Source organism: Halarchaeum grantii, assembly GCF_014647455.2.
GTDB lineage: Archaea > Halobacteriota > Halobacteria > Halobacteriales > Halobacteriaceae > Halarchaeum > Halarchaeum grantii.
The window spans coordinates 570,206-594,751 of record NZ_BMPF01000002.1 but is presented as its reverse complement, the minus strand read 5'-3'; the positions used below and the strand labels follow the sequence as shown (position 1 = coordinate 594,751).

The 24,546-nt window shown below is 68.8% G+C and carries 21 protein-coding genes and 1 other RNA gene; 12 read left to right on the top strand and 10 right to left on the bottom strand.

The window, feature by feature from the left end:
• Positions 1-18: 18 nt before the first annotated feature.
• The 3 genes from IEY12_RS09270 to IEY12_RS09260 form a co-directional block, all read right to left on the bottom strand.
• Positions 19-1,749, bottom strand: coding sequence for a carbon starvation CstA family protein (locus tag IEY12_RS09270; RefSeq protein WP_188883020.1), 1,731 nt, complete (start codon positions 1,747-1,749; stop codon positions 19-21).
• 98 nt (positions 1,750-1,847) lie between these two features.
• Positions 1,848-2,825, bottom strand: coding sequence for an ArsA family ATPase (locus IEY12_RS09265; RefSeq protein ID WP_188883018.1), 978 nt, complete (start codon positions 2,823-2,825; stop codon positions 1,848-1,850).
• Positions 2,825-3,118 carry a DUF7990 family protein gene (locus IEY12_RS09260; RefSeq protein ID WP_188883013.1) on the bottom strand — a complete coding sequence of 98 codons (294 nt, stop codon included), beginning with the start codon at positions 3,116-3,118 and terminating at the stop codon, positions 2,825-2,827. Before IEY12_RS09260 ends, IEY12_RS09265 begins: the two co-directional genes overlap by 1 nt.
• Before the next feature lie 154 nt (positions 3,119-3,272).
• On the opposite strand from IEY12_RS09260, the gene upp reads away from it, so the two are divergent.
• The 4 genes from upp to IEY12_RS09240 all read left to right on the top strand — a co-directional run bounded on the left by upp (position 3,273) and on the right by IEY12_RS09240 (position 8,376).
• A complete protein-coding gene (gene upp, locus IEY12_RS09255) occupies positions 3,273-3,950 on the top strand; it encodes a uracil phosphoribosyltransferase (RefSeq protein WP_123074430.1) in 678 nt (225 codons plus the stop codon).
• A 165-nt stretch (positions 3,951-4,115) separates the two neighbouring features.
• A complete protein-coding gene (locus tag IEY12_RS09250; RefSeq protein ID WP_188883011.1) occupies positions 4,116-5,117 on the top strand; it encodes a TAXI family TRAP transporter solute-binding subunit in 1,002 nt (333 codons plus the stop codon).
• Between the two features lie 36 nt (positions 5,118-5,153).
• Positions 5,154-5,696, top strand: a complete 543-nt coding sequence (locus IEY12_RS09245) for a DUF1850 domain-containing protein (protein WP_188883009.1) — start codon at positions 5,154-5,156, stop codon at positions 5,694-5,696.
• Complete coding sequence (locus IEY12_RS09240; RefSeq protein ID WP_188883007.1) at positions 5,689-8,376, top strand: TRAP transporter permease; 2,688 nt, start codon at positions 5,689-5,691, stop codon at positions 8,374-8,376. Before IEY12_RS09245 ends, IEY12_RS09240 begins: the two co-directional genes overlap by 8 nt.
• On the opposite strand, the gene IEY12_RS09235 is transcribed toward IEY12_RS09240, so the two are convergent.
• Positions 8,377-9,000, bottom strand: coding sequence for an IMPACT family protein (locus tag IEY12_RS09235; RefSeq protein WP_188883003.1), 624 nt, complete (start codon positions 8,998-9,000; stop codon positions 8,377-8,379).
• A 10-nt stretch (positions 9,001-9,010) separates the two neighbouring features.
• Complete coding sequence (gene trpY, locus IEY12_RS09230; RefSeq protein ID WP_123074426.1) at positions 9,011-9,514, bottom strand: TrpY family transcription regulator; 504 nt, start codon at positions 9,512-9,514, stop codon at positions 9,011-9,013.
• 118 nt (positions 9,515-9,632) lie between these two features.
• Between trpY and IEY12_RS09225 the strand changes: the two genes are divergently transcribed.
• Positions 9,633-10,793, top strand: a complete 1,161-nt coding sequence (locus IEY12_RS09225) for a nicotinate phosphoribosyltransferase (RefSeq protein ID WP_188883000.1) — start codon at positions 9,633-9,635, stop codon at positions 10,791-10,793.
• Here IEY12_RS09225 and IEY12_RS09220 read toward each other — a convergent pair.
• Complete coding sequence (locus IEY12_RS09220) at positions 10,790-11,416, bottom strand: TIGR00296 family protein (protein ID WP_188882995.1); 627 nt, start codon at positions 11,414-11,416, stop codon at positions 10,790-10,792. The two genes, IEY12_RS09225 and IEY12_RS09220, sit on opposite strands and share 4 nt — an antisense overlap.
• A gap of 221 nt (positions 11,417-11,637) precedes the next feature.
• On the opposite strand from IEY12_RS09220, the gene rnpB reads away from it, so the two are divergent.
• Together rnpB and IEY12_RS09210 are read left to right on the top strand one after the other, a co-directional pair.
• An RNA gene (gene rnpB, locus IEY12_RS09215) (RNase P RNA component) lies at positions 11,638-11,967 on the top strand.
• Between the two features lie 193 nt (positions 11,968-12,160).
• Positions 12,161-13,099, top strand: coding sequence for a cation diffusion facilitator family transporter (locus IEY12_RS09210; protein ID WP_188882993.1), 939 nt, complete (start codon positions 12,161-12,163; stop codon positions 13,097-13,099).
• Between the two features lie 125 nt (positions 13,100-13,224).
• On the opposite strand, the gene IEY12_RS09205 is transcribed toward IEY12_RS09210, so the two are convergent.
• The 4 genes from IEY12_RS09205 to IEY12_RS09190 all read right to left on the bottom strand — a co-directional run bounded on the left by IEY12_RS09205 (position 13,225) and on the right by IEY12_RS09190 (position 18,082).
• Positions 13,225-14,331, bottom strand: coding sequence for an aminopeptidase (locus IEY12_RS09205; RefSeq protein WP_188882991.1), 1,107 nt, complete (start codon positions 14,329-14,331; stop codon positions 13,225-13,227).
• A 49-nt stretch (positions 14,332-14,380) separates the two neighbouring features.
• Positions 14,381-14,806 carry a CBS domain-containing protein gene (locus IEY12_RS09200; protein WP_188882989.1) on the bottom strand — a complete coding sequence of 142 codons (426 nt, stop codon included), beginning with the start codon at positions 14,804-14,806 and terminating at the stop codon, positions 14,381-14,383.
• 217 nt (positions 14,807-15,023) lie between these two features.
• Complete coding sequence (locus IEY12_RS09195) at positions 15,024-15,230, bottom strand: cold-shock protein (protein WP_123074420.1); 207 nt, start codon at positions 15,228-15,230, stop codon at positions 15,024-15,026.
• 203 nt (positions 15,231-15,433) lie between these two features.
• The gene (locus tag IEY12_RS09190; RefSeq protein WP_188882962.1) at positions 15,434-18,082 is read right to left on the bottom strand and encodes a valine--tRNA ligase; all 2,649 of its coding nucleotides are present in this window, start codon (positions 18,080-18,082) and stop codon (positions 15,434-15,436) included.
• 204 nt (positions 18,083-18,286) lie between these two features.
• On the opposite strand from IEY12_RS09190, the gene IEY12_RS09185 reads away from it, so the two are divergent.
• The 5 genes from IEY12_RS09185 to gnd all read left to right on the top strand — a co-directional run bounded on the left by IEY12_RS09185 (position 18,287) and on the right by gnd (position 24,419).
• Complete coding sequence (locus IEY12_RS09185; protein ID WP_188882960.1) at positions 18,287-19,423, top strand: ABC transporter substrate-binding protein; 1,137 nt, start codon at positions 18,287-18,289, stop codon at positions 19,421-19,423.
• A gap of 44 nt (positions 19,424-19,467) precedes the next feature.
• A complete protein-coding gene (locus IEY12_RS09180) occupies positions 19,468-20,571 on the top strand; it encodes a FecCD family ABC transporter permease (RefSeq protein WP_188882958.1) in 1,104 nt (367 codons plus the stop codon).
• A 3-nt stretch (positions 20,572-20,574) separates the two neighbouring features.
• A complete protein-coding gene (locus IEY12_RS09175) occupies positions 20,575-21,435 on the top strand; it encodes an ABC transporter ATP-binding protein (RefSeq protein ID WP_188882957.1) in 861 nt (286 codons plus the stop codon).
• A gap of 70 nt (positions 21,436-21,505) precedes the next feature.
• Positions 21,506-23,377 carry an ABC transporter ATP-binding protein gene (locus tag IEY12_RS09170; protein WP_188882953.1) on the top strand — a complete coding sequence of 624 codons (1,872 nt, stop codon included), beginning with the start codon at positions 21,506-21,508 and terminating at the stop codon, positions 23,375-23,377.
• A 145-nt stretch (positions 23,378-23,522) separates the two neighbouring features.
• Positions 23,523-24,419: a phosphogluconate dehydrogenase (NAD(+)-dependent, decarboxylating) gene (gene gnd / locus IEY12_RS09165; protein WP_188882951.1), complete on the top strand. Its 897-nt coding sequence runs from the start codon at positions 23,523-23,525 to the stop codon at positions 24,417-24,419.
• Positions 24,420-24,546: the final 127 nt, after the last annotated feature.

Below are 24,546 nucleotides of genomic sequence, written 5' to 3'. Positions count from 1 at the left end.
AAGAAACGGGAAGCGCGGCTACTGTTCGGTGCCGCCGTCGGTCGCGGGTTGGCCGCCGCGCGAACGCGCCTTCCGGACGTTCGCGATGCCCTTCTGGAGGAGGGAGAGCGCGAGGCCGATGAGCACCGTCCCGATGATGACCTGAAGGGCGAGCGACCACGCCGCGCTCTCGGTGTTCCCGAGCAGCAGCCCCTGATAGAGGTTCTGGTAGTACTCGAGGTAGACGAGCGCGCAGACGGTGATACCGGCCATCAGCACCATCGGGACGCCCGTGCTGATGAGCTGCTTGCTCTCGTCCCAGTTCGCGAGCCAGACGGTGGCGGTGAGGAGCGCGAGCGCGGCGAGCAGCTGGTTCGCGCTCCCGAAGAGCTGCCAGAGCGGCGTCCACGTCCCGGAGGCGATGAGGACGTACGCGACGACGCACTGGAAGAGGCTGTTCGCGTAGCGGTTCGAGGCGACCTCTTCGACCTGCGTCTCGGGCTGACCGACGATCTCCTCGAAGAGGTAGCGCCCGAGGCGGAGCGCGGTGTCCGTGGAGGTGAGGAGGAAGCTCACCATGACGAGCGCCATGAACGGCGCGCCGAATTCGACGGGGATGCCGAGGCTACTGAGGAAGATGCCGCCGCCCTTCGCGAACTTCGGGAGCGCGAGGCCGACGCCGCCGGTGGCGTCGCTCGCCGTGACGCCGACGACGGCGACCGCGCAGAGCGAGATCGTGGCGAGGAGGCCTTCGCCGAGCATCCCACCGTAGCCGATGAGGCGGGCGTCCGTCTCCTTGTTGAGCTGTTTCGCGGTGGTGCCCGAGGAGACGAGCGAGTGGAAGCCGCTGATCGTCCCGCAGGCGATGGTGACGAACAGCATCGGGAAGAGCGGGCTGAACGCGCCGAGCGTCGAGTTCCCGCCGAAGCCGGTGAACGCCGGGATGTTCGTCACGAGCGGCGCGTTCGACGTCGCGAAGAGCGTGCCGACGACGACGGCGACGAGCGCGCCACCGACGCCCGCGTAGAGGAGGAACGAGGAGAGGTAGTCGCGCGGCTGGAGGAGCGTCCAGACGGGGAGGACGCTCGCGATCAGCGAGTAGAGCAACACGATGGGGATCCACTGCTGTTGGGTGAGCTCGATGGGGAAGCGCATCCCGACGAAGACGCTCGCGAAGACGAGCGCGACGAAGACGACCGTCCCTGGGATGAACGGGAGGTCGAGCTGGTAGAGGTAGACGCCGAAGACGAGCGCGAGCATGATGTAGAGGATGCTCGCCGTCGCGGCGCTCGGATACTGCGCGAAGACGAGGCCGACGACGAACGCGAAGACGGCGACGACGAGGATGATGGTGAGGAACGCGAACCACAGCAGGAGGTTCTTCCCGTCGTCGCCGATGTATTCGCCGATGATGTATCCGATCGAACGCCCCTCGTGGCGGAGGCTGGCGCTCAGCGAGACGAAGTCGTGGACGGCGCCCATCAGGGGGTTCCCGATGGCGATCCAGAGGACCGCGGGGAGCCACCCCCACAGGAGGCCGGCGGTGATGGGGCCGACGATCGGTGCCCCGCCGGCGATGCTCGAATAGTGGTGCCCGAGGAGTACCGGCTTCTTCGCCGGGACGTACTCCTGTCCGTCTTCGTACTTGTGAGCCGGTGTTTCGGCGTCCTCGTCGAGGCCGACGAACTGCGCGAGATACCGGGAGTACCCCAAGTATCCGACGCTGAACAGGGCGAGGATTCCGACCACCAGCCAGAGAATCGCTACCATAGTTTCTGCCCACCACCGGGAAACTCACGAATGTACATAATTGTTACTTCCTGCGAACACGACACACGCCGTGGCTCGGGCGTCGCGTGACGCCGCGTTCAGCGTGCCCGCGACGCCGAGGCCCCGACGTCGATGGCGAGTTCGGCAGCGACGTCGCGCAGGACGTCGCCCTTCACCTCGCCCGTCCGGGACTCGATGCGCGCGACGACCGGCACCGGGAACGACCCCTCGATTTCCGCGATGCGCTCGCGCTCGCGCGCACACCGCTCGCGGAGGTAGCGCGCCCCGCGCCCGTCCTCACCGGGGTCGGGTTCGGGCGTCACCTTGTTCACGACGACGCCGCGAACGTCGAGGTCGTGCCCCCCGAGGCGTTCGAGCGCGCGCCGGGTCTCCGCGACGGAGAGGTCGTCCGGGTTCAACACGAGGTAGAACTCGGCGTCCTCGCGGAGCGTCTTGCCGGCGAACTCGAACTTCTCCTTGCGCTCGCGGAGGCGCTTCACGATGGGGTCGTCCGCCGCCGACTTGTGTGGCTCCTCGCCGCCGAGCGCCGCCATCTCGTAGAGGTCGAGGCTCTTCTCGCGCTTCTCGATGAGGCGGTCGATCCAGTCGCCGAGGAACGTCGGGAGCGAGAGCAACCGCAGGGTGTTGCCGGTCGGCGCGGTGTCGACGACGACGCGGTCGTACGCCTCGGCCTCCTCGCGCATCACGCGGATCAGCCGGTCGAAGAGCGCGGCCTCGTGGGCGCCCGGCGTGTTGTGCGCCATCTCGATCTGTGCGTCGATCTCGTTGACGACGACCTGACTCACCTGCTCGGCCATCTCGCGGCGAATGCTCGATAAGTGCTCCTCGACCTCCGCCTCCGGGTCGATCTCCATCGCGTCGAGGTTCTCGTACCCCTCGACCGGTCGCGGCTCGTCGTCGAAGGCCTGCTCGAAGAGGTCGGAGGTGCTGTGCGCGGGGTCGGTGGAGACGAGCAGCGTCTCCTGACCTGCATCGGCACAGCGCAGGCCGAACGCCGCCGAGACCGTCGTCTTCCCGACGCCGCCCTTCCCGCCGAAGAAGGTGAACGACGCCATCAGAAGTGGAAGTGCCCCTTCCAGTCGAGGACGCTCTGGCGGTCCCACATGCGCCGCTCCCACGCCTCGAAGTCCTCCGCGAGGTAGGGGAGGAGCTCGGCGGTGTAGTAGGAGACGGGACTCGGAATGCCGAAGGCGTCCGCGAAGCAGGCGAAGAAGAACGCGTCCTCTTGGTCCATCGCCTCGTCCTCGATCTGCTCGAACGCCGGGTGCTCGATCATCCCGTGATAGAGGCCGTGGAGGACCTCCTCGGCCTGCTCGCGGAGCCGAGCGAACTGCTCGTGTATGGTCATGGGTGGTGTGTGGAACCGTGACGGTTTAAGGCCGCCGGGACGCCCGCTCCGTGCCGCCGCCATCGCGTCCGTCGACGGCTCTCACGGGTGGCATCGACTGCCGCGCTCGCGCCGGACCGATACGTTAACCCCGCCAGCGGTCCGCACTCCCGGTATGCCCATCGAGGACCGAGACGACGCGCACGTCATCACGCACGCGCTCGCGAAGGACACGCTCTCGAAACTCCGCGACAAGCACACCGAGCAGGTCGCCTTCCGGAAGGGCCTCGTGAAACTCGGCCGCATCGCCGGCTACGAGGTCATCGACGGCGCGATGGAGACCGAGTACGTCTCCATCGAGACCCCGCTCACCGAGACGACGGGCGAGCGCGTGAAGGGCCTCGACGACGTCGTCATCATCAACGTCCTGCGCGCCGCGACGCCGTTCGTCGAGGGCCTGCTGAAGGCCTTCCCGCGCGCGAAACAGGGCGTCATCTCCGCCGGTCGCGACGAGGAAGCCGGGATGAACGAGAACGGCGAGTTCCCCATCACCGTCGACTACGTCAAACTCCCCGACATCCGCGAGGAGGACACCGTCATCGTCGCCGACCCGATGCTCGCGACGGGGTCGACGATGTGCACCGTCCTCGACGCCGTCCTCGAGGACCAGCCCGACCCGGAGAACCTCTTCGTGCTCTCCGCCGTCTCCGCTCCCGATGGGCTGCTCCGCGTCAGCGAGCAGTTCCCCGAGGCCGACCTCCTCACCGTCTCCATCGACGACCACCTCGACGAGAACGGCTACATCATCCCCGGCCTCGGCGACGCGGGCGACCGGGCGTTCCGCACGAACTGACGCCCGTCCCCCTCGACGCCCGCCGGCGGAGTCGGACCGAACTTGTCCCTTTCTCTCTGCAGACTCGGGGAACGTGATTGTGAATCCGAATACAGATACGGTATCTGAAAACAGATACGGCGAAAACCATCGGTTATATACTTCTCCCCGACCCTAATTGGTAGTATGTCCTCTTTCGACCGACGGACGTTCCTGAAGACGACCGGCGTCGCTGGCATCGCGGCTCTCGCGGGCTGTTCGCAGAGCGGCGGCGGTGACGGCGACGGCGAGACCACGACTTCCACGTCCTCCACGACGTCGAGCGGCGGCGAGACGCGCCTCTCCTGGCACGCCGGCGGTACCGGCGGGACCTACTACCCGCTCTCCAACGAGTTCAAGAGCGTCATCGAGGGCCACACCGACTACGGCGTGCAGGTCCAGTCCACGGGCGCGAGCGTCGAGAACGTCGGCAGCCTCTACTCCGGCGACGCCGACTTCGCGCTCATTCAGAACGACATCGCGTACTTCGCGAAGAACGGCACCGGCATCGACGCCTTCCAGGACAACCCCATCGAGAACCTCCGTGGCGTCGCGACGCTCTACCCGGAGACCATCCACGTCGTCACGCTCGCCGAATCCGGCATCGAGACCCTTCAGGACCTCAAGGGCAAGCGCGTGAACACCGGCGACCTCGGCTCCGGTACGCAGGTCGACGCGCTCCAGATCCTCAACGCCGTCGGCATCACGCAGGACGACTTCGAGGAGCAGAACACGAGCTTCAGTCAGGCGTCCGAGCAGCTCCGTAACGGCGACGTCGACGCGACGTTCACCGTCGGCGGCTGGCCCGTCGGCGCGATCAGCGACCTCGCCACCACCGAGGACGTCCGCATCGTCCCCATCGACGGCGACGCCCGCGAGCAGGTCAAGGACGCCGCGTCCTTCTTCGCGGACGACCAGATCCCCGCCGGCACCTACAGCGGCATCGACGAGGCCGTCCCCACCGTCGCCGTGCAGGCGATGATCGCGACGAACGCCGAGGCGTCCGCCGACGTCGTCGAGAACGTCACCGCCGCCGTCTTCGACAACGTCGACGAACTCACCATCAAGACCGACTTCATCTCGAAGGCGAGCGCCCAGGACGGCATGTCCATCGACCTCCACGAGGGCGCACAGGCCTACTTCGGCTAACTAACCCGGACACCGTCTCCTCCGCTCTCTCGACTCATGTCCGCACTCGACCGACTCACCGGCGGCTCCCGCGAGCGCTCGACGCGTCGCGTCGCCCTCGCGTTCCTCTTCGCCCTCCTTCTCGTCTCCGCGACCGCGACCGCCTCGGCCGTCCCCGTCGGCGAGCAGCTCGTCGTCACCGACCAACAGACGGGCGACGAACTCATCGTCACGCCCGTTCACGAGAACTCCACGGTCGCGCTCGTCTACATGCACAGCGTCCAGAAGTCCCGCGTCCTCGACCAGTACGCCGTCCGCGGGCACACGCTCGTCTACACGCGCATGGAGTTCGAGTCCTACGGCTGGGGGCTCCCGAGCCGCTCGGCCGTCCGCGAAGTCAACGGGACGTTCGTCCTCGAAGACCCCGACTGGCAGGGCCGCGAACTCAACGTGAAGCCCGGCCGCGTCGCCGACCACGAACTCGTCGTCGACGGCCGGACCTACGACCTCGTCAACCGCTCGGACGCGCGCGCCGTCACCATCCGCGTGACCGACCGCTCCCTCCTCGAGGCCGCACTCGACACCACCACCAATGAGTGATAGACCACCCACCGAGGCCGAATCGGACGCGCTCCCCGAGGAGGCCGACGAGATCGTTCAGGAACTGGAACGCAAACGCTCCCTTCGCGGCTGGGCCGCCGTCGCCGCCGCCGTCATCGGCATCGCCTTCTCCGTCTTCCAGCTCTGGCTCGCCGCCCGCGGCTTCTCCCTCACGCTCTCGCTCCCCGTCGTCGGGCGCGTGCAGGTCGCTGCCTTCCAGCAGCTCCAGGTGAACGCCATCCACGTGACGTTCGCGCTCCTGTTGGCCTTCCTGCTCTTCCCGCCGACGCAGGGCGAGGGCTTCCTCGCGCGGCGCCTCTCGGCCGTGCGCGCGGCGATCCACGACCGCTTCGACGGCGCCGTCGTCCGCGTCACAGACGCCGTCGCCGCCGCCCTCGCGTGGTTCATGCTCGACGACGACGGCGAGCGCGTCACGCCCGCCGACCTCGTCTGCATGGCGCTCGCGGTGCTCGCCGGCGGCTACGTCGTCACGGAGTTCGACGAGATCCAGCGCCTCCGCGTCTTCGGCCTCGAATCCGGGCGCCCGATACAGGAGGTCTTCCCCGTCCTGCACGGCGTCGTCGACGTCGTCGCCGCGCTCGGCATCCCGCTCGACGCCACGTCCTACGCGTTCCTCGCGGGCGTCGCGGGGACGCTCCTCGTCCTCGAGGCGACGCGGCGCGCGCTCGGCTTCCCGCTGATGGTGCTCGTCGGCTCCTTCCTCGTCTACGCGCGCTTCGGCTACCTCATCCCGAGCAGCGCGCCGCTCGTCGGCGTCTTCGGGACGACGCAGATCGACTGGTACACCATCGTCCAGAACCTCTGGTTCAACACCGAGAACGGCGTCTTCGGCCTCCCGGTGAGCGTCAGCGTGCAGTACATCTACATCTTCGTGCTCTTCGGGGCGTTCCTCGAGATGTCCGGCGCGGGCCGCTGGTTCATCGACTTCGCCTACTCGCTCACCGGCTCGCGGAAGGGCGGCCCCGCGAAGGCGAGCATCCTCGCGAGCGGCTTCATGGGCACCATCAGCGGCTCCTCCATCGCGAACACCGTCACGACGGGCGCGTTCACCATCCCGTTGATGAAGCGCTCGGGCTACCGCGCCGAGTTCGCGGGCGCCGTCGAGGCCTCCGCGTCCTCGGGCGGGCAGATCCTCCCGCCCGTCATGGGCGCGGCCGCGTTCCTCATCGTCTCCTACACGGGGACGCCGTTCAACGAGGTCGTCGTCGCCGCCGCCATCCCCGCCGTCGTCTTCTTCTTCGGCGTCTGGGTGATGGTCCACCTCGAGGCCTCCCGGACGGGCATCGGCGGCGTCGACCCCTCCGAACTCGTCGACGCCATCCCCCACCTCCGCCGGGGCTGGTTCTACCTCCTCCCGCTCGTCCTCCTCCTCGTCTACCTCGTCGGCATCCGCTACACGCCCGCCCGCTCCGCGTGGTTCACCATCGTCGCGCTCATCGCGCTCGTCGCGCTCCTCGCCGCGTACAACGAGCGCACGCGCCTCCCGCTCATCGGCGCGATCAGCGCGCTCTTCCTCGCCGAAATGGCGTCCTTTGCCGCCACCGGCGTCAGCCTCCTCGGGTTCCTCACCGGTGCGTCGGGCACGCCGATGGGCCTGCGCGCCGCCTTCGACTACGCCGCGCCGAACCTCGGCTGGATCGTCACGCTCGTCAGCGTCGCCGTCCTCCTCGTCCGCCCGCGCGGTGACAGCCCGCTCCTCGACTACGACGACCACGTCGCGGAGTCCGCCGAGACGGTCGCCGAGACCGTCGGGCGCCCCGACCTCCTCGGCAACCGGCCGTTCGAGTACGCGACCTTCCTCGGGTCCGCGATGGAGTCCGGCGCGCGCACCGCGACGACCGTCGTGGTCGCCGTCGCCGCCGCCGGCATCATCCCCGGCGTCGTCGCCTCCACCGGCCTCGGTCCGAATCTCACGAGCCTCATCCTCGCCGTCAGCGGCGAGTCGCTCGTCCTCCTCCTCATCATCACCGCGATCTCCTCGATCATCCTCGGGATGGGGATGCCGACGACCGTCACCTACATCATCCTCGTCAGCCTCCTCGGACCCGCCATCTCCCAGATCGGCGGCATCCCGATCCTCGCCGCCCACCTCTTCATCCTCTACTTCGGCGTCATCGCGGACATCACGCCGCCGGTCGCCGTCGCCGCCTACGCGGCCTCCGGGATCGCGAAATCCGACCAGTTCCAGACCGGCGTCGAGGCGTTCACCCTCTCGCTGAACAAGGCCATCGTGCCGTTCGCGTTCATCTTCGCGCCCGGCATCCTCCTCCTTCGCGGGACCGGCGGCCCGGCCACCGTCCGCACGCTCACGATGGCGGACGTCCTCGACGTCGGCTTCTTCGTCCCCGAAGTCCTCGTCCCCGTCATCGCGGTCTTCCTCGGCGTCTACGCGCTCGGGCCGACCGTCATCGGCTACCTCTACTCGCCGCTCTCCCGGGTCGAGCGCGCCGGGTTCGCCGTCGCGGCGCTCTGGCTCATGGCGCCCGGCTTCTTCGGCGTCGTCCGCGACACGCTCGGCGTCCCGCCGCTCGCCTTCGACCTCGCGGTCCGCGCGCTCGGGTTCGTCGTCTTCGCCGCGCTCCTCCTGAAGAACCGCCGGACCCGCGACGGCGCGAGCGGCGACCACGACCCGACCCCCGACGCGCCCGTCGACGCCTGATCACTCCAGCTCGACGCGACCGCTCGTCGCGTCGCGCAACCGCTCTCGCAACGCGTCGGCATCGTCGCGGTCGCACGTCACCTCGAAGGCGACCCGCTCCGCGTAGTCGGCATCGAACGCGCAGTCCGCGGACTCGAGGATGCCCCGCACCGTCCCGGAGTCGTCGTACGCCACCGTCGCCGCGAAGCGCTCCTGTGGCTTCTGCGTCGTGAGCCCGGCGTCGTCGACGGCCTCCTTCACCGCCCGCGAGTACGCCCGCGCGAGGCCGCCCACGCCGAGTTCGGTGCCGCCGAAGTAGCGCGTGACGACCACGACGGCGTTCTGGACGTCGCGCTGCTGGAGGACGTTCAGGGCGGGCTTCCCGGACGACCCGGAGGGCTCGCCGTCGTCGCTCTGGTACTCGCGGAGCAGGTGGCCCGAGCCGGGCCCCCCGGACTCTACTCGCACCCGGTAGCACGGCACGTTGTGGCTCGCGTCCGCGTAGGCGTCCTGTACCTCCTCGACGAACGCCTCGGCGGCCTCGACGGTGGCCACGGGCCGCGCGCGGCCGACGAACTCGGAGCCCCGAATCTCGAAGCGCGCTTCCCCCGGCCCGGCGAGCGTCTCGTAGGCGTCCTCGCTCACGTCTGGTACCTCAGGAGAGCTCGACCGAGCGGACGAACGGGAGCGCCATCAACTCGGTGACGACGTCGCCGGGGAGGTCGTCCGCGACGACGAGGTAGAGGCGCGGTTCGTCCGTGAACTCGGGGTCCTCGCTGATCGTCTGGCGGATGCTGATCTCGTGCTCGGCGAGGAGGCCGGTCACCTGCGCGACGAGGCCGGGGTCGTCGGCGTCGTGGACGGCGACCGTCACGACCGTCAGGTCGAGGACGGGCGCGAGGTCCATCAGGCTCGGGATCTGGCTGATGTTCTGGAAGATGCGCCTGAGTTCCTCGTCGGCGAGGATGGCGTCCGTCGTCGAGTCGACGACGCGCCGGTCGACGCCGACCTCCTGGGCGAGTTGGGTGTTCGCGATCTCGATCGACCCCGAGACCACGCGCCCCTCGTCGTTCACGGAGAACCCGCGCTCGAGGAGGAGCCGGATGACGGCCTGCTGGCCGGGACTCCCCTCGAACTTCCGCATGATGTCCTCGAACACGCCCGGGGGTACGTCGTGCGCGGTAAAACGCTGTGGGGTCGCGCGCTCGGCGCCGCGGCCGGTCCCCCCCGCCCGGACGACGGCAGGCTTTTTCGCCTCGCCGTCGGTAGCGAGAGGCATGCCACGAGACGCGGCGGACGCCCCCTTCGACATCGTGCCCGCCGAGGCCATCGCCGAGGGGCGGGCGACCGACGCCTACTTCGACCGGACGGTCACCACCCTCGAACACGCCGGCAAGAACCCGCGCGTCGTCGCCGAAGTCACCGCCGACCAGTTCCCGACCGGCGAGTTCGAACTGCTCGCGGGCGTGAAGGACGCCGCCCACCTCCTCGCCGGCCTCCCCATCGACGTCGACGCGATGCGCGAGGGGCGTCTCTTCGACGGCGGACCCGTCATGCGCATCGAGGGCGACTACCTCGACTTCGCGCGCTACGAGACGAGCCTCCTCGGCTTCCTCTCGCACGCGACCGGCTGCGCGACCGGCGCGCTCGACGTCAGGCGCGCCGCCCCCGAGAGCCAAGTGCTCAGTTTCGGCGCGCGCCACGTCCACCCGAGCATCGCCGCGATGGTCGAACGCGCCGCGCTCGTCGCCGGCTTGGACGGTATCAGTCACGTCGCCGCCGGCGACGTCCTCGGCGTCGAGGCGGGCGGGACGATGCCCCACGCCCTCCTCATCGCGTTTGGGAACGGCCACCAGGAGGAGGCGTGGACCGCGTTCGACGAGGCCGTCGACGCGGACGTCCCGCGGGTCGCGCTCTGCGACACCTACTCCGACGAGAAGGACGAGACGCTCCGGGCGGCCGCGACGCTCGGCGACGCCCTCGACAGCGTTCGCCTCGACACGACGTCCTCGCGGCGCGGCGATTTCCGCCGCATCGTCGAGGAGGTCCGCTGGGAGCTCGACCTCCGGGGCTTCGAGGACGTCGGTATCTTCGTCAGCGGCGGCCTCGGCCCCGACGAGCTCCGCGAGCTCCGGGACGTCGTCGAGGGGTTCGGCGTTGGCGGCCACGTCTCCAACGCCGACCCCGTGGACTTCTCGCTCGACATCGTCGAGCGCGACGGCGAGCCCTGCGCGAAACGCGGGAAGCTCTCCGGGACGAAACAGGTGTACCGGACGCCGGACGGCGGCCATCACGTCGGGCTCGCGGACCGGTCGGGCCCGTCGGACGGCGAGGCACTCCTCGAACCCCTGATTCGGGACGGCGAGCTCGTCAGGGAGTTCGACATCGAGGCGGCGGCGACGCGGGCGGCAGAAGACGCGGCGGCGGTCGACTTCTAGCTCAGGATCTCGATCTCGCCGTGGGGCTCGGACTCCTGGAAGACCTGCCCCTCGAAGAGCGTCACCATCACGTCGTCGTCCTCCCACGCGCCGTTCGGGAGGCCGGCCTTTCGGCAGGTGCGGTCGAGGTACTCGAAGACGGACCAGTCGTTCTCGATGGGGAGCGTCGGATACATCCAGCCGTGCTTCCCGTGGCCGTCGACGGCGACGCCGTGCGTGCCGAGTTCGATGTCGGCGACCGGGTCGTCGGTGAGGAGGAGGTTCGAGACGGTGCAGACGGAGACGCGAATCGTGTCGAGTTCGGCGGGCTCGACCTCGGAGCCACAGGAGGATTCGCTCGCCGCGTTGATGGCCGCCTCGACGATGGCGTGCCCGAGCTGTTTCGATTCGTTTCCGAGCTCTCGGACCGTCTCGTGGGCGCCCGCACAGCCGCGCAGTCGTCCCCGACCCCGCGTCGACTGCAGGCGGACGAAGGCGCTCGTCCGGTTGTAGAACGCGTCGCGCATGCTCCCCGGCTGTTCGCGCTGGCCGTTACGTACGAACGCCTCGACGGAGTCACGCGCGAGCTCGACGGCCCGAGCGCCGTCGTCGTCGGAAAGGTGTATCGACTGGGCCTCGGACATTACGCATACATATAGGGCAACTTCAAACTTCAATCCTTCCCTTGTTTCCCGAAACCGTGATGGACTCCGAAAGTGCTCTCCCCGGGGAACTCGGCGGCTCTCCGACGCATCGAGGGCAGGAGACGGTATCCCGCGAGCCACAAGGTACTTACCCTGTGTGTGGTAGGATATGACACGCACGACCGAACCCCTTAACCCATTCAGCGGACTACGCTCGCGTGAGTAGCGGGAGCCCGGCCCCCGTGTGCGGCCCTCGGGTGCGTACATGAGGAAAGTCCCCCCACCAGTCGGGCAGGCGACCGGGCACAAGCCCGGGGCGGGAGACCGTCGGCCCTGGAACAGAGACGACACGTCTCCGTCCGACCGATGCGGTGTGCGAACCCGCGGCGAGAAGGCCGCGGGGAGTGAACCCACCGAGGAATGACGACGGAGGAGCGATGGAACGGCCACCCTCGCCGGTGCAAGTCCGCGCACAGGAAGGTAGCCCGGCGTCCCGCGCGGACGCTCAGCCGAATGCCGGAAGAACAGAAGGGGGCTTACTCCCCGCAACTCACTTCACGCTCTCCAGCGCCCGCTCCGCGCCTGCAGGGCCCGTCTCGCTCGTCGCGAACGCCCCCGCTGGACTCGGCGTCCGAGCGCCGCGTGTTGTTAACCGAGCCTCGATTCAGTAGTAACCTCTAGTTATCTGACCCCGACTACTGATACGGGTGTTAATATATCGCCGGGGGATAGGCACGCCCACCGATGAGCGAGCACGGGCACGACGACCACACACACGACGACGGCCACGCACACGACCACGGCGGGAACCAGCGCGCGCTCGCCGTCGCGCTCGCCATCAACACCGTCTTCTTCGTCGTCGAACTCGCGGGCGCGCTCTACGCGAACTCGCTCACGCTGCTCGCGGACGCCGCGCACATGCTCACCGACAGCGGGAGCCTCGCGCTCGCGCTCCTCGCCGCCTACCTCGCGACGCGCGCCGCCGACCGACGGCGCACGTACGGCTATCAGCGCGTCGAAATCCTCGGCGCGCTCGCCAACGGCGTCGCGCTCGTCGCCATCGTCGTCTACGTCGCTTACGAGGCGTTCGCGCGCTACGGCGACCCGCAGCCCGTGAAGGCCGTCCCGACGATACTCGTCGGCGCCCTCGGCCTCGCCGCGAACCTCGCGGGCGCGTACGTCCTCCACGGCGGCCAGGAGAACCTCAACGTGAAGGGCGCCTACCTCCACCTGCTCGCGGACGCCGCCGGGAGCGTCGCCGCCATCGCGCTCGGCGTCGCGCTCTACTTCACCGACCTCTACGTCCTCGACGTGCTCTTCTCGCTCTGCATCGCGGGGCTCGTCCTCTACTCCGCGAAGGACCTCCTCCGGGAGAGCCTCAACATCCTCCTGCAGGGCGCACCCAGCGACGTCGCCGTCGAGGACGTCGCGGGCACCCTCGCCGCCATCGACGGCGTCCGGGACGTCCACGACGTCCACGTCTGGGCGCTCGCCTCCGAGCAGTACGCGTGCAGCGCGCACGTCGTCGTCGAGGCGGACGCGGACCGCGACGCCGTCCTCGAACGCGCACGCCACGCCCTCGGCGCGGAGCACGGCGTCGGCCACGCCACCATCCAAGTCGAGACCGAGGCCGGCGACTGCGAGACCGCCGACTTCGACTGCTACGCGCCCGGCGACGACTGATGGGTGTCGCCGAACGCATGCGCGGTCTCACCGCGAACCCGGTGGCGACCGGTGGGGAGTCGCTCACGCGGGCGTGCGGTTCGCCGAGCGCGCGGTACGCCCCGTTCCGGTCGCGGAACGGCGCGTCATCCGTCGAACCCGTCTTCGAACCAGAACGCCCCGTCCTCCTGTATCACCTCGCCGTCGACCTCGATGCGCGAGTCCTCGCTCACGTCCGTGATGAGGTCGACGTGGACCGCAGATTCGTTCGCCTCGTCCTCGCGACCCTCGGGGAAGTTCGAGGCGTACGCGCGGCCGAGCGCGAGATGCACCGTATCTCCCATCTTCTCGTCGAAGAGGATGTTGTCCGTCACGCGGTCGATCCCGCGATTCATCCCGATGCCGAGCTCGCCGAGGCGGCGCGCGCCCGCGTCCGTCTCCAGCACCTCGGTGATGGCGTCCTCGCCCTGCGCCGCGGCGTAGTCAACGACTTCGCCGTCCGCGAACTCGAGGCGGACGTCCCGGACGCGCCGGCCGTGTATCGTCATCGGGACGTCGAAGACCACCTCGCCCTCCGTCGCGGACGGCGCGGTGAACACCTCGCCCGACGGGAGGTTGTGCGAGTCGTACGCGACGCTCGCCGCCGAGTTCACCGCGACGCGCCCTTCGACGGACATCGTCAGGTCGGTCCCGTCCCCGGAGATGAGCCGGACCTCGTTCGCGTCGTCGAGTCGCTCCTTCACCTTCTCCTGCTTCGTCGCGAGCGCCTCCCAGTCGCGGAAGACGGCGTCGTAGACGAAGTCGCGATACGCCTCGCCGCTCATCCCCGCCTGCTGGGCGAGCGAGCGCGTCGGATGCTCGGTCGAGACCCACTTCGTCTCCATGCGCGCCTCCCGGACGCCCGCGTGCGCTCGGCTGTGCGCCTGGCGTTTCTCCGATGGTACGTCCGCCGTCTCCGTCGTGTTCCGGCCGCCGCCGAGCGAGAGCACCGCGTCCGCGTTCTCGTAGAGCGCCAGCTCGTGTGCGGGGTCCTCCGCGAAGTCGCCGTCGTGTCCGAGCAGGTACGCGCGCGTCACCTCCGCGTCCGCGTACGTCGTCACGACGTTCGCGCCGCGCTCGCCGAGTTCTTCGGCGACCGCCACCGCCAACTCGTGGGCGTCGGGCCCGACGCGCACCACGACGTCGTCGCCCTCCTCGATCCGCGCGCTCCACTCGACCAGCGTCCGTGCGTGTTCGCGAACTCGCTCGTCCATACCCGCGTCGTCGCACGGCCGAGAGAAAAAGCCGACCGCTCGTCTCCGTTCAGACCTGCGCTTCGAGCAGGTCCGCTACGTCGCCGAGTTCCTCGCCGAGCAGGACGAGCACGTCGTCGAGGGAGACGACGCTCACCGGGTCATCGTCGTCGTCGACGACCACGACGCGTCGGACCTCCTCGAGCTTCATCTTCTGGACGATCCGGAGGACGTCCATGTCCCGCCCGATGGTCACGAGCTCGGGCGTCATCAGCTCGCTCGCGGTCGTCGCCGCCGGGTCCGCTTCGTTCCGCAGCGACAGCGCGACCTGTCGGTCGGTGAGCGCGCCCACCGGCTCGCCTTCCTGCCTCACGACGAGGAAGCCGACGTCCTCGGCGTGCATCGTCTCCGCGACCTGATCGAGGGAGGCGGTCCCCGGGATGCTCACGACGCTCCGCGAGACGTCCGCGACCGGGAGCGACTGACTCTGAGCCATGGTCGGAAGGGGGTGCGCCGCCCACCTAAATCTCGTGGCCCACCAGTCGGTCCTCGGGGGTCGAGACGCGTCGCTCGGCGCACGCGTTTCGGTTCACGCGCGCGTCTCGGGTGGTAGTTGTGTCGGTGAAAACGCGGCACGCCCGCGCAGTCGCGCTGGCGGACGGGCCGTCGTGAGAATCGAGTCTGTCGCTAACAGCGACAGGGGTGCTCCGGTATTACAGCCGGACGACGTTCGCCGCGCGAGGCCCCTTGGGGGAGGACTCGATGTCGAACTCGACCTCAGTACCTTCCGTGAGGTCCTCGCCACCGACGTCCTCCATGTGGAAGAACACGTCCTCGTCGTCGTCGAGGTCGCCGTCGTCAGTCGAAATGAAACCGTAGCCGCCCGTGTCGTTGAAGAAGTCAACCTTACCGGATGCCATTACAAACAATCAGAGGGACGAACCACGGATAACACTTGCGAGGGTCGAGGTACCACGACCCGTCACCCCCTCGCGTCCCGCTCCCCTCCCCCGCCGCGCTCGCGCCCGACCGCGTCCAGCGGCAGATGCGTGCGGTGTTCCGCACGCCGAGCGCGCCGTAGCGCCTTCGAGGGACCGACTGCGTGAGGGCGCCTCGCGCCGGGTTAGGGGTAGACGAGGACGGTGCCGAACTCGGTCTCGACGACGGCGACCTCCGCGCCGCCCTCGGCGCGGTACTCCTCCTCGACGGTCACCCAGTCACCGTCGAGCTCGTACTCCTCGCCGTCGACCTCGAGGGTGACGGTGTCGCCGGAGTTCTTCTGCGCCTGGATGACCTCGGGGTCGGCCTCGTCGAGGGCGCCGAGGACGACGCCGGCCTCGGAGCGGAACTCGGGCCCGATCTTCGAGTCGTCGCCCTCAACGTCGACGGGGACGAGTTCGACGTTCGGGCGGCCGTCGCGCACGCGCACCGGGGCGTTGACGGTCTCCGAGAGGTCGTAGGTGTCGACGTTTTCCACGGCGAGACCGGGGTCGAAGTAGAGTTCGACGTCGTCGAGGTCGGCGTTCAGCGGGTAGCCGTTCGCGGACTTCCACGCGCGGATCTCGCGGGTGGCCTCGGCGATGACCTCGCCGCGCTCCTCGGCGTCCTCGTCGTAGGCGTCGAGGGCGGGCCAGTCGGCGGTGTGGACGCTGCCCTCGGTGCCGGGGAGGTGGCGCCAGACCTCGTCGGCGAGGTGCGGGCTGAACGGCGCGAGCATCCGCGTGACGGCGGAAACAACGTCGTAGAGCGTCTTACGAGCGGCGTCGCGCTCCCCGGGCCGACCGTTGTACAGTCGCCCCTTCGCGAGTTCGACGTAGTCGTCCGCGAGGTCGTTCCACGCGAACTCCCGGAGCTCGCGGAGCGCGGCGTCGAAGCGGTAGGCCTCCATCTCGGCCTCGACGTCGCTGGCGACGCGCGTCGCCTTCGAGCGGATCCAACTGTCCGCGTCGCGGTAGGCGGCGTCCTCGATGTCGGGCGTGTCCTCGTCGAAGTGCCCGCTCGCGAACTTGACGATGTTCCAGAGCTTCGTGAGGAACCGGCTCGCGGACTTCACCTCCTTCCACTGGAACTGGACGTCGCTGCCGGGCTGGCCGCCGAGCGCGAGCGCCTGTCGCGCGGCGTCCGCGCTGTACTCCTCGACGGCTTCCTCGGGGCTGACGGTGTTGCCCCGCGATTTGCTCATCTTGTTGCCGTCGGGGCCGAACACCATACCGTTGATGAGGATGTTCTCCCACGGCTTCTCGTCGGTGAGTTCGCCGGTGCGCAGCAGCGTGTAGAACGCCCACGTGCGGATGATGTCGTGGCCCTGCGGGCGGAGGCTGACGGGCTCGAACTCCTCGAGGTCGATGTTCTCGGGCCACCCGGAGACGTGCAGGGGCGTGATGGAGGAGTCCATCCACGTGTCCATGACGTCGGTCTCGCCGGTCCACGAGTCGCTCCCGCACTCGGGGCAACTCCCCACGGACGGCGGTTCCTCGGTGGGGTCGACGGGCGTCTCCTCGCCCCCGGCGATGTGCCAGTGCCCGCAGTCGGTGCACTCCCACGCGGGGATGGGCGTCGCGAAGACGCGCTGGCGACTGATGACCCAGTCCCAGTCCATCCCCTCCGTCCACTCGACGAGGCGCTGGTGCATGTGCTCGGGGATCCACTCGACCTCCTCGGCCCGTTCGAGGATGGCGTCCTTGTCCACCTCGACGAACCACTGCTCCTTCGAGAGGATCTCGATGGGGGTGTCACAGCGCCAGCAGGCGCCCACGGACTGCTCCGTGGGTTCGGTGTCGTTGAGGTAGCCCTCGGCGTCGAGGTCCTCGGCGACGGCCTCCTTCGCCTCCTCGATGGTGAGGCCGGCGTACTCCCCCGCGTCCCCGGTGAGGTGGCCGTCCTCGGTGAAGACGGCGCGCAGGTCGAGGTCGTGCTCGGCCCACCACGTCACGTCCTGCTTGTCGCCGAACGTACAGACCATGACGGCGCCGCTCCCGAACTCCTGGTCGACGTCCTCGTCCTCGATGAGTTCGACCTCGTGGCCGAAGAGCGGCACCTCGAAGGTGTCGTCCTCGCGGCCGTCGTAGCGCTCGTCGTCGGGGTGGACGGCCATCGCGACGCAGGCCGCCATCAGCTCGGGGCGCGTCGTCGCGATCTCGATGTCGTCGTTGTCGACGCCGGGGAAGGTGACGTAGTGGAGGGTCCCCTCGCGCTCGATGGGTTCGACTTCGGCGTCGGCGATGGCGGTACCACAGCGCGGACACCAGTTGACGGGGTGCTCGTCGCGGTAGACGAGGTCGTCGTTCGCCATCTCGACGAAGGATTCCTGGGTCTTGCCCCAGTACTCGGGGTCCATCGTTCGGAACTCGGCGTCCCAGTCCTGGCTGAAGCCGAGTTCGCGCATCGTCTCCTTCATCGAGTCGATCTGGTGGCGGGTGTGCTCGACGCACATCTCGCGGAACTCGTCGCGCGGGACGTCCGTGCGCTGGATGCCCTCGTTCTCCTCGACCTTCACTTCCGTGGGGAGGCCGTGGCAGTCCCATCCCTGCGGGAAGAGGACGTCGTCGCCCTGAAGGCGGTGGAAGCGCGCCGCGAAGTCCATGTACGACCAGTTGAGCGCGTGGCCGATGTGGAGCTCACCGGTCGGGTAGGGTGGCGGCGTGTCGACGACGTAGGCGGTGTCGGGGTCGTTGGCGTCGCCGTCGAAGCGGTAGGTCTCCTCGTCCAGCCAGCGCTGCTGGAGTCGCGGCTCTAACTCCTCGGGGTCGTAGTCGTCGGGCACCTGGGTCATGTCTCTGAAGTCGTCGCTGTCGGGGTAGCATCTCGACGCGCGCCAGAAACGGGTCGGCACTCACCGACGTACTACGGCGACAGCGACGCGCATACACCGACGGACGAAAGCGCTCCGTAAAAAGGTTCCCGTCCCGGTCTCGACTGGGTTTAGGACGACCGAAACATCGGAGGGTTTTTGTTCTTTAGGCAGGCCTAAACCGATATGGACCGCCGAACCTTCATCGGGACCGTCGGCACGGGCGCCGCCGGACTCCTCGCGGGCTGTGGTGGAACGGGCGACACCACGACGAGCACGACCGAGCAGACCACGACGCAGACGACAACCGAGGCCGACGACTCCTACACGGTGTCGATGGCGCCGATGGGCGACGTCACCTTCGAGTCCGTTCCGACCTCGTGGGTCGCGAACAACGGGAGCTACGCCGACATGGGCCTCGCGCTCGGCCTCGAGGAGCCGAAGGCGCTCTGGCTCACGAGCCGCTGGCACACCCGGTACTACGACGCCATCGACGGCGTCTCCGCCGACAAGAGCGACATGCTCTCGCTCTATCAGGACGGCGTCTCGAAGGAGCGCTACTACGCGCTCGCCGAGGGCGAGGAGAACCACGTCCACGTGCAGGACCCGAACTTCCTCATGAACCGCTTCAAGGGGTGGAGCGAGTCCGACGTCGCGGAAGTAACGGAGAACCTCGGGCCGTTCTTCGGGAACTCCATCTTCTCGCGCGGCTACGCGTGGCACGAGGACTACCAGTACTACACGCTCTACGAGGCCTTCGAGAAGCTCGCGCAGCTCTTCCAGCGCACCGAGCGCTACGAGGCGTTCGCGAGCCTCCACGAGGAGTTCCAGTCGGACCTCGACTTCGTCCCCACGTCGGACGCCGAGCGCCCGCAGGTCGCCGTCCTCTGGGCGTCCGGCAACGAGCCGACGTCCTTCCTCCCCTACCTCGTCAACGAGGGGACGAGCTTCAAGCAGTGGCGCGACATGAACGTCCGGGACGCGCTCGCGGAGACGAGCGTGAAGGACTTCCACTCCTCGCGCGGGAACATCGACTACGAGACCCTCCTCAAGATCGACCCCGAGTACCTCCTCCTGCGCGGCCACGAGGCCCAGACCGCCGAGGAGTTCGAGAGCACCGTCGTCTCCTTCATGGAGGACCACGAGACGGGCAGCGAACTCACCGCCGTCCAGAACGGGAACGTCTACCGTGGCGGGCCGCTCTATCAGGGCCCGATCAGCAACCTCGTGCTCACCGAGCGCGCCGCCTCCCAGCTCTACGGCGTCGACGAGCAACTCTTCGACCGCCAGCGCGTCGCCGACATCGCGAACGGCGACCTGTAACGCAACCGCAACGGATTTAGGCATCCCTAAACGAAATAGGGGTGATGGACGTATCGTTGCGGTCGGCGACGAACCACACACGATTCGACTCCCGCGACCGACGGTTGGCATCGCTCGTCGTCGGGAGTCTCGTCGTCTCCGTCGTCGCCACGTTCGTCCAGGTGTCCCAGGGGTCGTATCCGACGTCGCTCGGCGTGACCTTCGACGTCCTCACCGACCCACACATCCTCTTCAACACGGACGTCTGGCTCTCGATCCTCACCGGCAGCGACCTGCCCGAGTTCCTGAGCCGGGACGCCCTCATCATCTGGAGTCTGCGGATGCCCCGCGTCTTCGTCGCCGCGCTCGTCGGCATGAACCTCGCCGTCTCCGGCGCCGTCTTCCAGGCCGTCACGCGCAACGAACTCGCCAGTCCCTACATCCTCGGCGTCAGCGGCGGCGCGGGCCTCGCCGTCCTCATCACGCTCGTCTTCTTCGCGAGCGCGACGTTCGTCCTCCCGTTCGCCGCCGCGCTCGGCGGCGCGCTCGCGTTCAGCCTCGTCTACCTCATCGCGTGGCAGGGCGGCACCTCCCCGGTTCGGCTCGTCCTCGCGGGCGTCGTCGTCGCGACCGTCTTCCAGTCCCTCCAGACGGGCCTGTTCTACTTCCTCGACAGCACGGCCGCCGTGAAGACCGCGATCGCGTGGACGACCGGGTCGCTCACCGGCGTGGGCTGGGCGCAGTTCCGCCTCGCCATCCTCCCCACCCTCGTCGTCATCCCCGTTCTCCTCCTCGCCTCCCGCCACCTCAACGTCCTCCTCCTCGGCGAGGAGACCGCGAAATCGCTCGGGATGCCCGTGGAGTACGTCCGCTTCGGTCTCTCGTCGCTCGCCATCCTCGCCGCCGCGACCGCCGTCGCCGTCGCCGGCCTCGTCGGGTTCGTCGGCCTCGTCGTCCCGCACGCCGTCCGCACCGTCGTCGGAAGCGACTACCGGCGCCTCGTCGTCGGGTCGGTCTTCCTCGGGCCCGCGCTCGTCCTCGCCGCCGACGTCATCGCGCGCCTCGCGCTCATGCCCATCCAGGTGCCGGTCGGCATCGTCACCGGCCTCATCGGCGGCCCCTACTTCCTCTACCTCATGCGACGCCACGGCGACTTCAGCGAGTTCTGAGCCATGTCCCAGACACACCACACCCCCGAACCGGACGGCCGCACCGAGACCGAACGCGACGCCGCATCGGAGACCGAATCCGACGCGAAACTCCACGGCACCGACCTCGAGATCGGCTATCCCGGCCTCGAGGAGCCCGTCGTCGACTGCGACACCCTCGTCATCCCCGAGGGCGAGGTGACGGCGCTCGTCGGCCCGAACGGGAGCGGGAAGAGCACGCTCCTGAAGGCGCTCGCCCGGCACCTCGACGCCGACACCGGCGACATCCTCCTCGACGGGACGCAGATCGCGGAGTTCGGCTCGAAGGAGTTCGCGCGCGAGCTCGGCATGCTCTCCCAGCACGGCTCGACGCCCGGCGACCTCTCCGTCGAGGAACTCGTCCACCACGGCCGCTACCCGCACAAGGGCTTCCTCGAGGGGAAGACCGAGGAGGACGAGGTGGCCGTCGACCGCGCCATCGACCTCGCGGGCATCGAGACCCTCCGCTCGACGGAGGTCGGGAGCCTCAGCGGCGGTCAGCGCCAGCTCGTCCGCATCGCGATGGCGCTCGCTCAGGAGACGGACACCCTCCTCCTCGACGAACCCACGACGTACCTCGACCTCCGCCACCAACTGCAGGTGATGGAGGTCATCCGGACGCTCAACGAGGAGCGCGGCGTCACCGTCTGCATCGTCCTCCACGACCTCACGCAGGCCGCGCGATTCGCGGACTACCTCGTCGCGCTCCGCGACGGCGACATCTACGACTGGGGGCGCCCCGAGGACGTCGTGACGGAGGAACTGCTCGCGGAGGTGTTCGGCGTCGACGCCGCCGTCGAGTACGGCGCCGAACCCGTCATCACGCCGAAGCGCGCGCTCGACTGATGGGCGCGAACCCCCCAGAGTCGTCCGGTTCCACGCGTACTAAGACACCGTAGAGCGTCCCGCCGGTATCGTGTCCACAGAAGAGGACAGCGTCTTCGACGACTATCGCGAATCGGTGGACAGGCCGCTCTATCGACTGTTCACCGCGTACGGACGGGGCGTCTGGGAGTGGTTCGCGCTCGGCATGGTCGCGAACGTCTTCGCGCGAGTCGCCAGTCTCCTCCCGCCGCTCGTGCTCGGTGTCGCCCTCGACAGCATCTTCACGAGCGACGCGCCGTTCGTCCTCCCGCTCGTGCCGGCGGCGTGGCTCCCGACGACGGACGCCGCGCAGTTCCGCTTCGCCGCCATCGTCATCACGGCCGCGTTCGCCACGACGGCGCTCTTCACGTGGGTGTACGGCGTCGCCGCGAACACGTTCGCCCACCGCGTCATGCACGAGGTCCGCACCGACTCCTTCGCGAAGATGCAGAACCTCGACATGGCGTTCTTCGACGACAAGCAGACCGGCGAAGTGATGAGCATTCTGAACAACGACGCGAACAACCTCGAGATCTTCCTCGACAACGCCCTCCAGAACTCGGCGCGCCTCATCGTGATGACGGCGGGCATCCTCGGCGTGATGGCGTGGCTGAACTGGCAGCTCGCGCTCGTCATGCTCGTCGCCGTCCCCCTGCTGTTCGCGCTCACGTTCTGGTTCATGCGCGCCGTCGCGCCGCGTTACGCCCGCGAGCGCGCGAACGTCGGCCACCTCAACACGCGCCTCGAGAACTCGCTCGCCGGCGTCGAACTCGTCAAGACCACGGGGAGCGAGGAGTACGAGGTCGGGCGCGTCCGGCAGGCCTCCTACAACCTCTACGACGCGACGATGGCGGTCCTCCGGTTGAACTTCGTCTACCGGCCCGGCATGGAGTTCATCGCCGGCCTCGCGTTCGCCGCGACGTTCGTCATCGGCGGCCTCTGGCTCTTCTCCGGCCCGCCGCTCTTCTTCACGGGGACGCTCTCGGCGGGGACGTTCGTGACGTTCATCCTCTACACGCAGCGCATCGTCAGCCCGCTCGCGGAGGTCTCGAACATCGTCGACCAGTACGAGAACGCGAAGGCCTCGAGCGAGCGCGTCTTCGGCCTCATGGACATCCCCGTCCACATCGGCGACGACGAGGACGCCGTCGAACTCGACGACGTCGAGGGCCGCGTCGCCTACGACGACGTGACGTTCGCCTACGACGACGAACCCATCCTCGAGTCGTTCGACTTCGAGGCCGACCCGGGCGACACCGTCGCGCTCGTCGGGCCGACGGGCGCGGGGAAGTCCACCGTCGTCAAACTCCTCCTCAGGCTCTACGACCCCGACCGGGGCGCGGTCCGCCTCGACGGCCACGACCTCCGCGACGTCACCGTGAACAGCCTCCGCGATTCGGTGGGCTACGTCGGTCAGGACACCTTCCTCTTCGACGGCACCATCGCGGACAACATCCGCTACGGCCACTTCGACGCGAGCGACGAGGCGGTCAGGGAGGCCGCGAAGGCCGCCGAAGCCCACGAGTTCATCGAGGGGTTCGCCGAGGGCTACGACACCCGGACGGGCGAGCGCGGGGTGAAGCTCTCGGGCGGCCAGCGCCAGCGCATCAGCATCGCGCGCACCGTCCTCCAGGACCCGCCCGTGCTCGTGCTCGACGAGGCGACGAGCGCGGTGGACACGGAGACCGAACTCGCCATCCAGCACAGCCTCGACGAGCTGAGCGAGGACCGCACCACCCTCAGTATCGCCCACCGGCTCTCGACGGTGACGGACGCCGACCTCATCCTCGTCGTCGAGGACGGGCGCATCGAGGAGCGCGGCACGCACGAGGAACTCGTCGCACGCGACGGCCTCTACGCCGCGCTCTGGGACGCCCAGACCGGCGACACCGACCCGCTCGAAGAGGAGCTACTGGACGACTAGGCGACGCCGGTCTTCGCGGCGCTGCTGTGCTCGCGGCGTGGTTCTTACTTAATTGACACGCGCCTTTGGCGCGGCTAGCCACCGTGCTTCTACGCCACCTCGCGGAACCGCAACCCCTACGGTGGCGCTCGCTGATTCCCCGCGTATGGAACTCGGCGTCATCGGCCTCGGCCGCATGGGGCGCATCGTGGTGGACAGGGTCCTCGACGCGGGCCACGACGTGGTCGCGTTCGACATCGACGAGGACGCCGTCGCGGACGCGGCGGACGCGGGCGCGACGCCCGCGAACAGCATCGAGGCCGTCGCCGACCAGCTCGGCGCGGAGAAGCGCATCTGGCTGATGGTGCCGGCGGGCGACCCCGTCGACGCCGCGCTCGAGGAACTCGAACCGCACCTCGACGCGGACGACGTCGTCGTCGACGGCGGGAACAGCCACTTCGAGGACTCGACCCGCCGCGCCGAGGCCACCGAGGCCGCCTACCTCGACTGCGGGACGTCGGGCGGCCCGGCCGGCGCGGAACTCGGGTTCTCGCTGATGGTCGGCGGCCCGCAGTGGGCGTACGACGAACTCGTCCCGGTCTTCGACGCCGTCGCCACCGGTCCGCAGGGCCACGACCGCATGGGGCCCGCCGGCAGCGGGCACTACGTGAAGATGGTGCACAACGGCGTCGAGTACGCGCTCATGCAGACGTACGGCGAGGGTTTCGAACTCCTCCACGAGGGCCGCTACGACCTCGATCTCGAAGCCGTCGCGCGCACGTGGAACAACGGCGCGGTCATCCGCTCGTGGCTCCTCGAACTCTGCGAGGAGGCGTTCCGCGAGGAGGGGACGGACCTCGGCGACGTCGCGGACCACGTCGCCGGCGGCTCCACGGGCACGTGGACGGTGCAGGAGTCCCTCGAGCAGGAGGTCGCGATTCCGCTCATCTACGAGGCGCTCGGCGAGCGCTTCGACTCCCGGCGCGACGCGAAGTTCTCGCGGCGCCTCGCGAACCGGCTCCGCTACGGCTTCGGGCGGCATGACGTCGCTCGACGCGAGTGACACGAGCGAGAGGGACAATACGCGAGCGCTGAGCGAAGCGACCCGCGAGCCACGACGTTGCGCGCAGGGAGTGAGCGGGACACTACCCGAGCGGCGGTAGCCGCGAGGACGTCGCTCGACGCGAGTG

Bases quoted from the DNA above. Each gene is read 5' to 3' on its own strand.
- IEY12_RS09270 (WP_188883020.1), bottom strand. From the start codon at position 1,749: ATGGTAGCGATTCTCTGGCTGGTGGTCGGAATCCTCGCCCTGTTCAGC.
- IEY12_RS09265 (WP_188883018.1), bottom strand. From the start codon at position 2,825: ATGGCGTCGTTCACCTTCTTCGGCGGGAAGGGCGGCGTCGGGAAGACG.
- IEY12_RS09260 (WP_188883013.1), bottom strand. From the start codon at position 3,118: ATGACCATACACGAGCAGTTCGCTCGGCTCCGCGAGCAGGCCGAGGAG.
- upp (WP_123074430.1), top strand. From the start codon at position 3,273: ATGCCCATCGAGGACCGAGACGACGCGCACGTCATCACGCACGCGCTC.
- IEY12_RS09250 (WP_188883011.1), top strand. From the start codon at position 4,116: ATGTCCTCTTTCGACCGACGGACGTTCCTGAAGACGACCGGCGTCGCT.
- IEY12_RS09245 (WP_188883009.1), top strand. From the start codon at position 5,154: ATGTCCGCACTCGACCGACTCACCGGCGGCTCCCGCGAGCGCTCGACG.
- IEY12_RS09240 (WP_188883007.1), top strand. From the start codon at position 5,689: ATGAGTGATAGACCACCCACCGAGGCCGAATCGGACGCGCTCCCCGAG.
- IEY12_RS09225 (WP_188883000.1), top strand. From the start codon at position 9,633: ATGCCACGAGACGCGGCGGACGCCCCCTTCGACATCGTGCCCGCCGAG.
- IEY12_RS09220 (WP_188882995.1), bottom strand. From the start codon at position 11,416: ATGTCCGAGGCCCAGTCGATACACCTTTCCGACGACGACGGCGCTCGG.
- IEY12_RS09210 (WP_188882993.1), top strand. From the start codon at position 12,161: ATGAGCGAGCACGGGCACGACGACCACACACACGACGACGGCCACGCA.
- IEY12_RS09205 (WP_188882991.1), bottom strand. From the start codon at position 14,331: ATGGACGAGCGAGTTCGCGAACACGCACGGACGCTGGTCGAGTGGAGC.
- IEY12_RS09200 (WP_188882989.1), bottom strand. From the start codon at position 14,806: ATGGCTCAGAGTCAGTCGCTCCCGGTCGCGGACGTCTCGCGGAGCGTC.
- IEY12_RS09195 (WP_123074420.1), bottom strand. From the start codon at position 15,230: ATGGCATCCGGTAAGGTTGACTTCTTCAACGACACGGGCGGCTACGGT.
- IEY12_RS09190 (WP_188882962.1), bottom strand. From the start codon at position 18,082: ATGACCCAGGTGCCCGACGACTACGACCCCGAGGAGTTAGAGCCGCGA.
- IEY12_RS09185 (WP_188882960.1), top strand. From the start codon at position 18,287: ATGGACCGCCGAACCTTCATCGGGACCGTCGGCACGGGCGCCGCCGGA.
- IEY12_RS09180 (WP_188882958.1), top strand. From the start codon at position 19,468: ATGGACGTATCGTTGCGGTCGGCGACGAACCACACACGATTCGACTCC.
- IEY12_RS09175 (WP_188882957.1), top strand. From the start codon at position 20,575: ATGTCCCAGACACACCACACCCCCGAACCGGACGGCCGCACCGAGACC.
- gnd (WP_188882951.1), top strand. From the start codon at position 23,523: ATGGAACTCGGCGTCATCGGCCTCGGCCGCATGGGGCGCATCGTGGTG.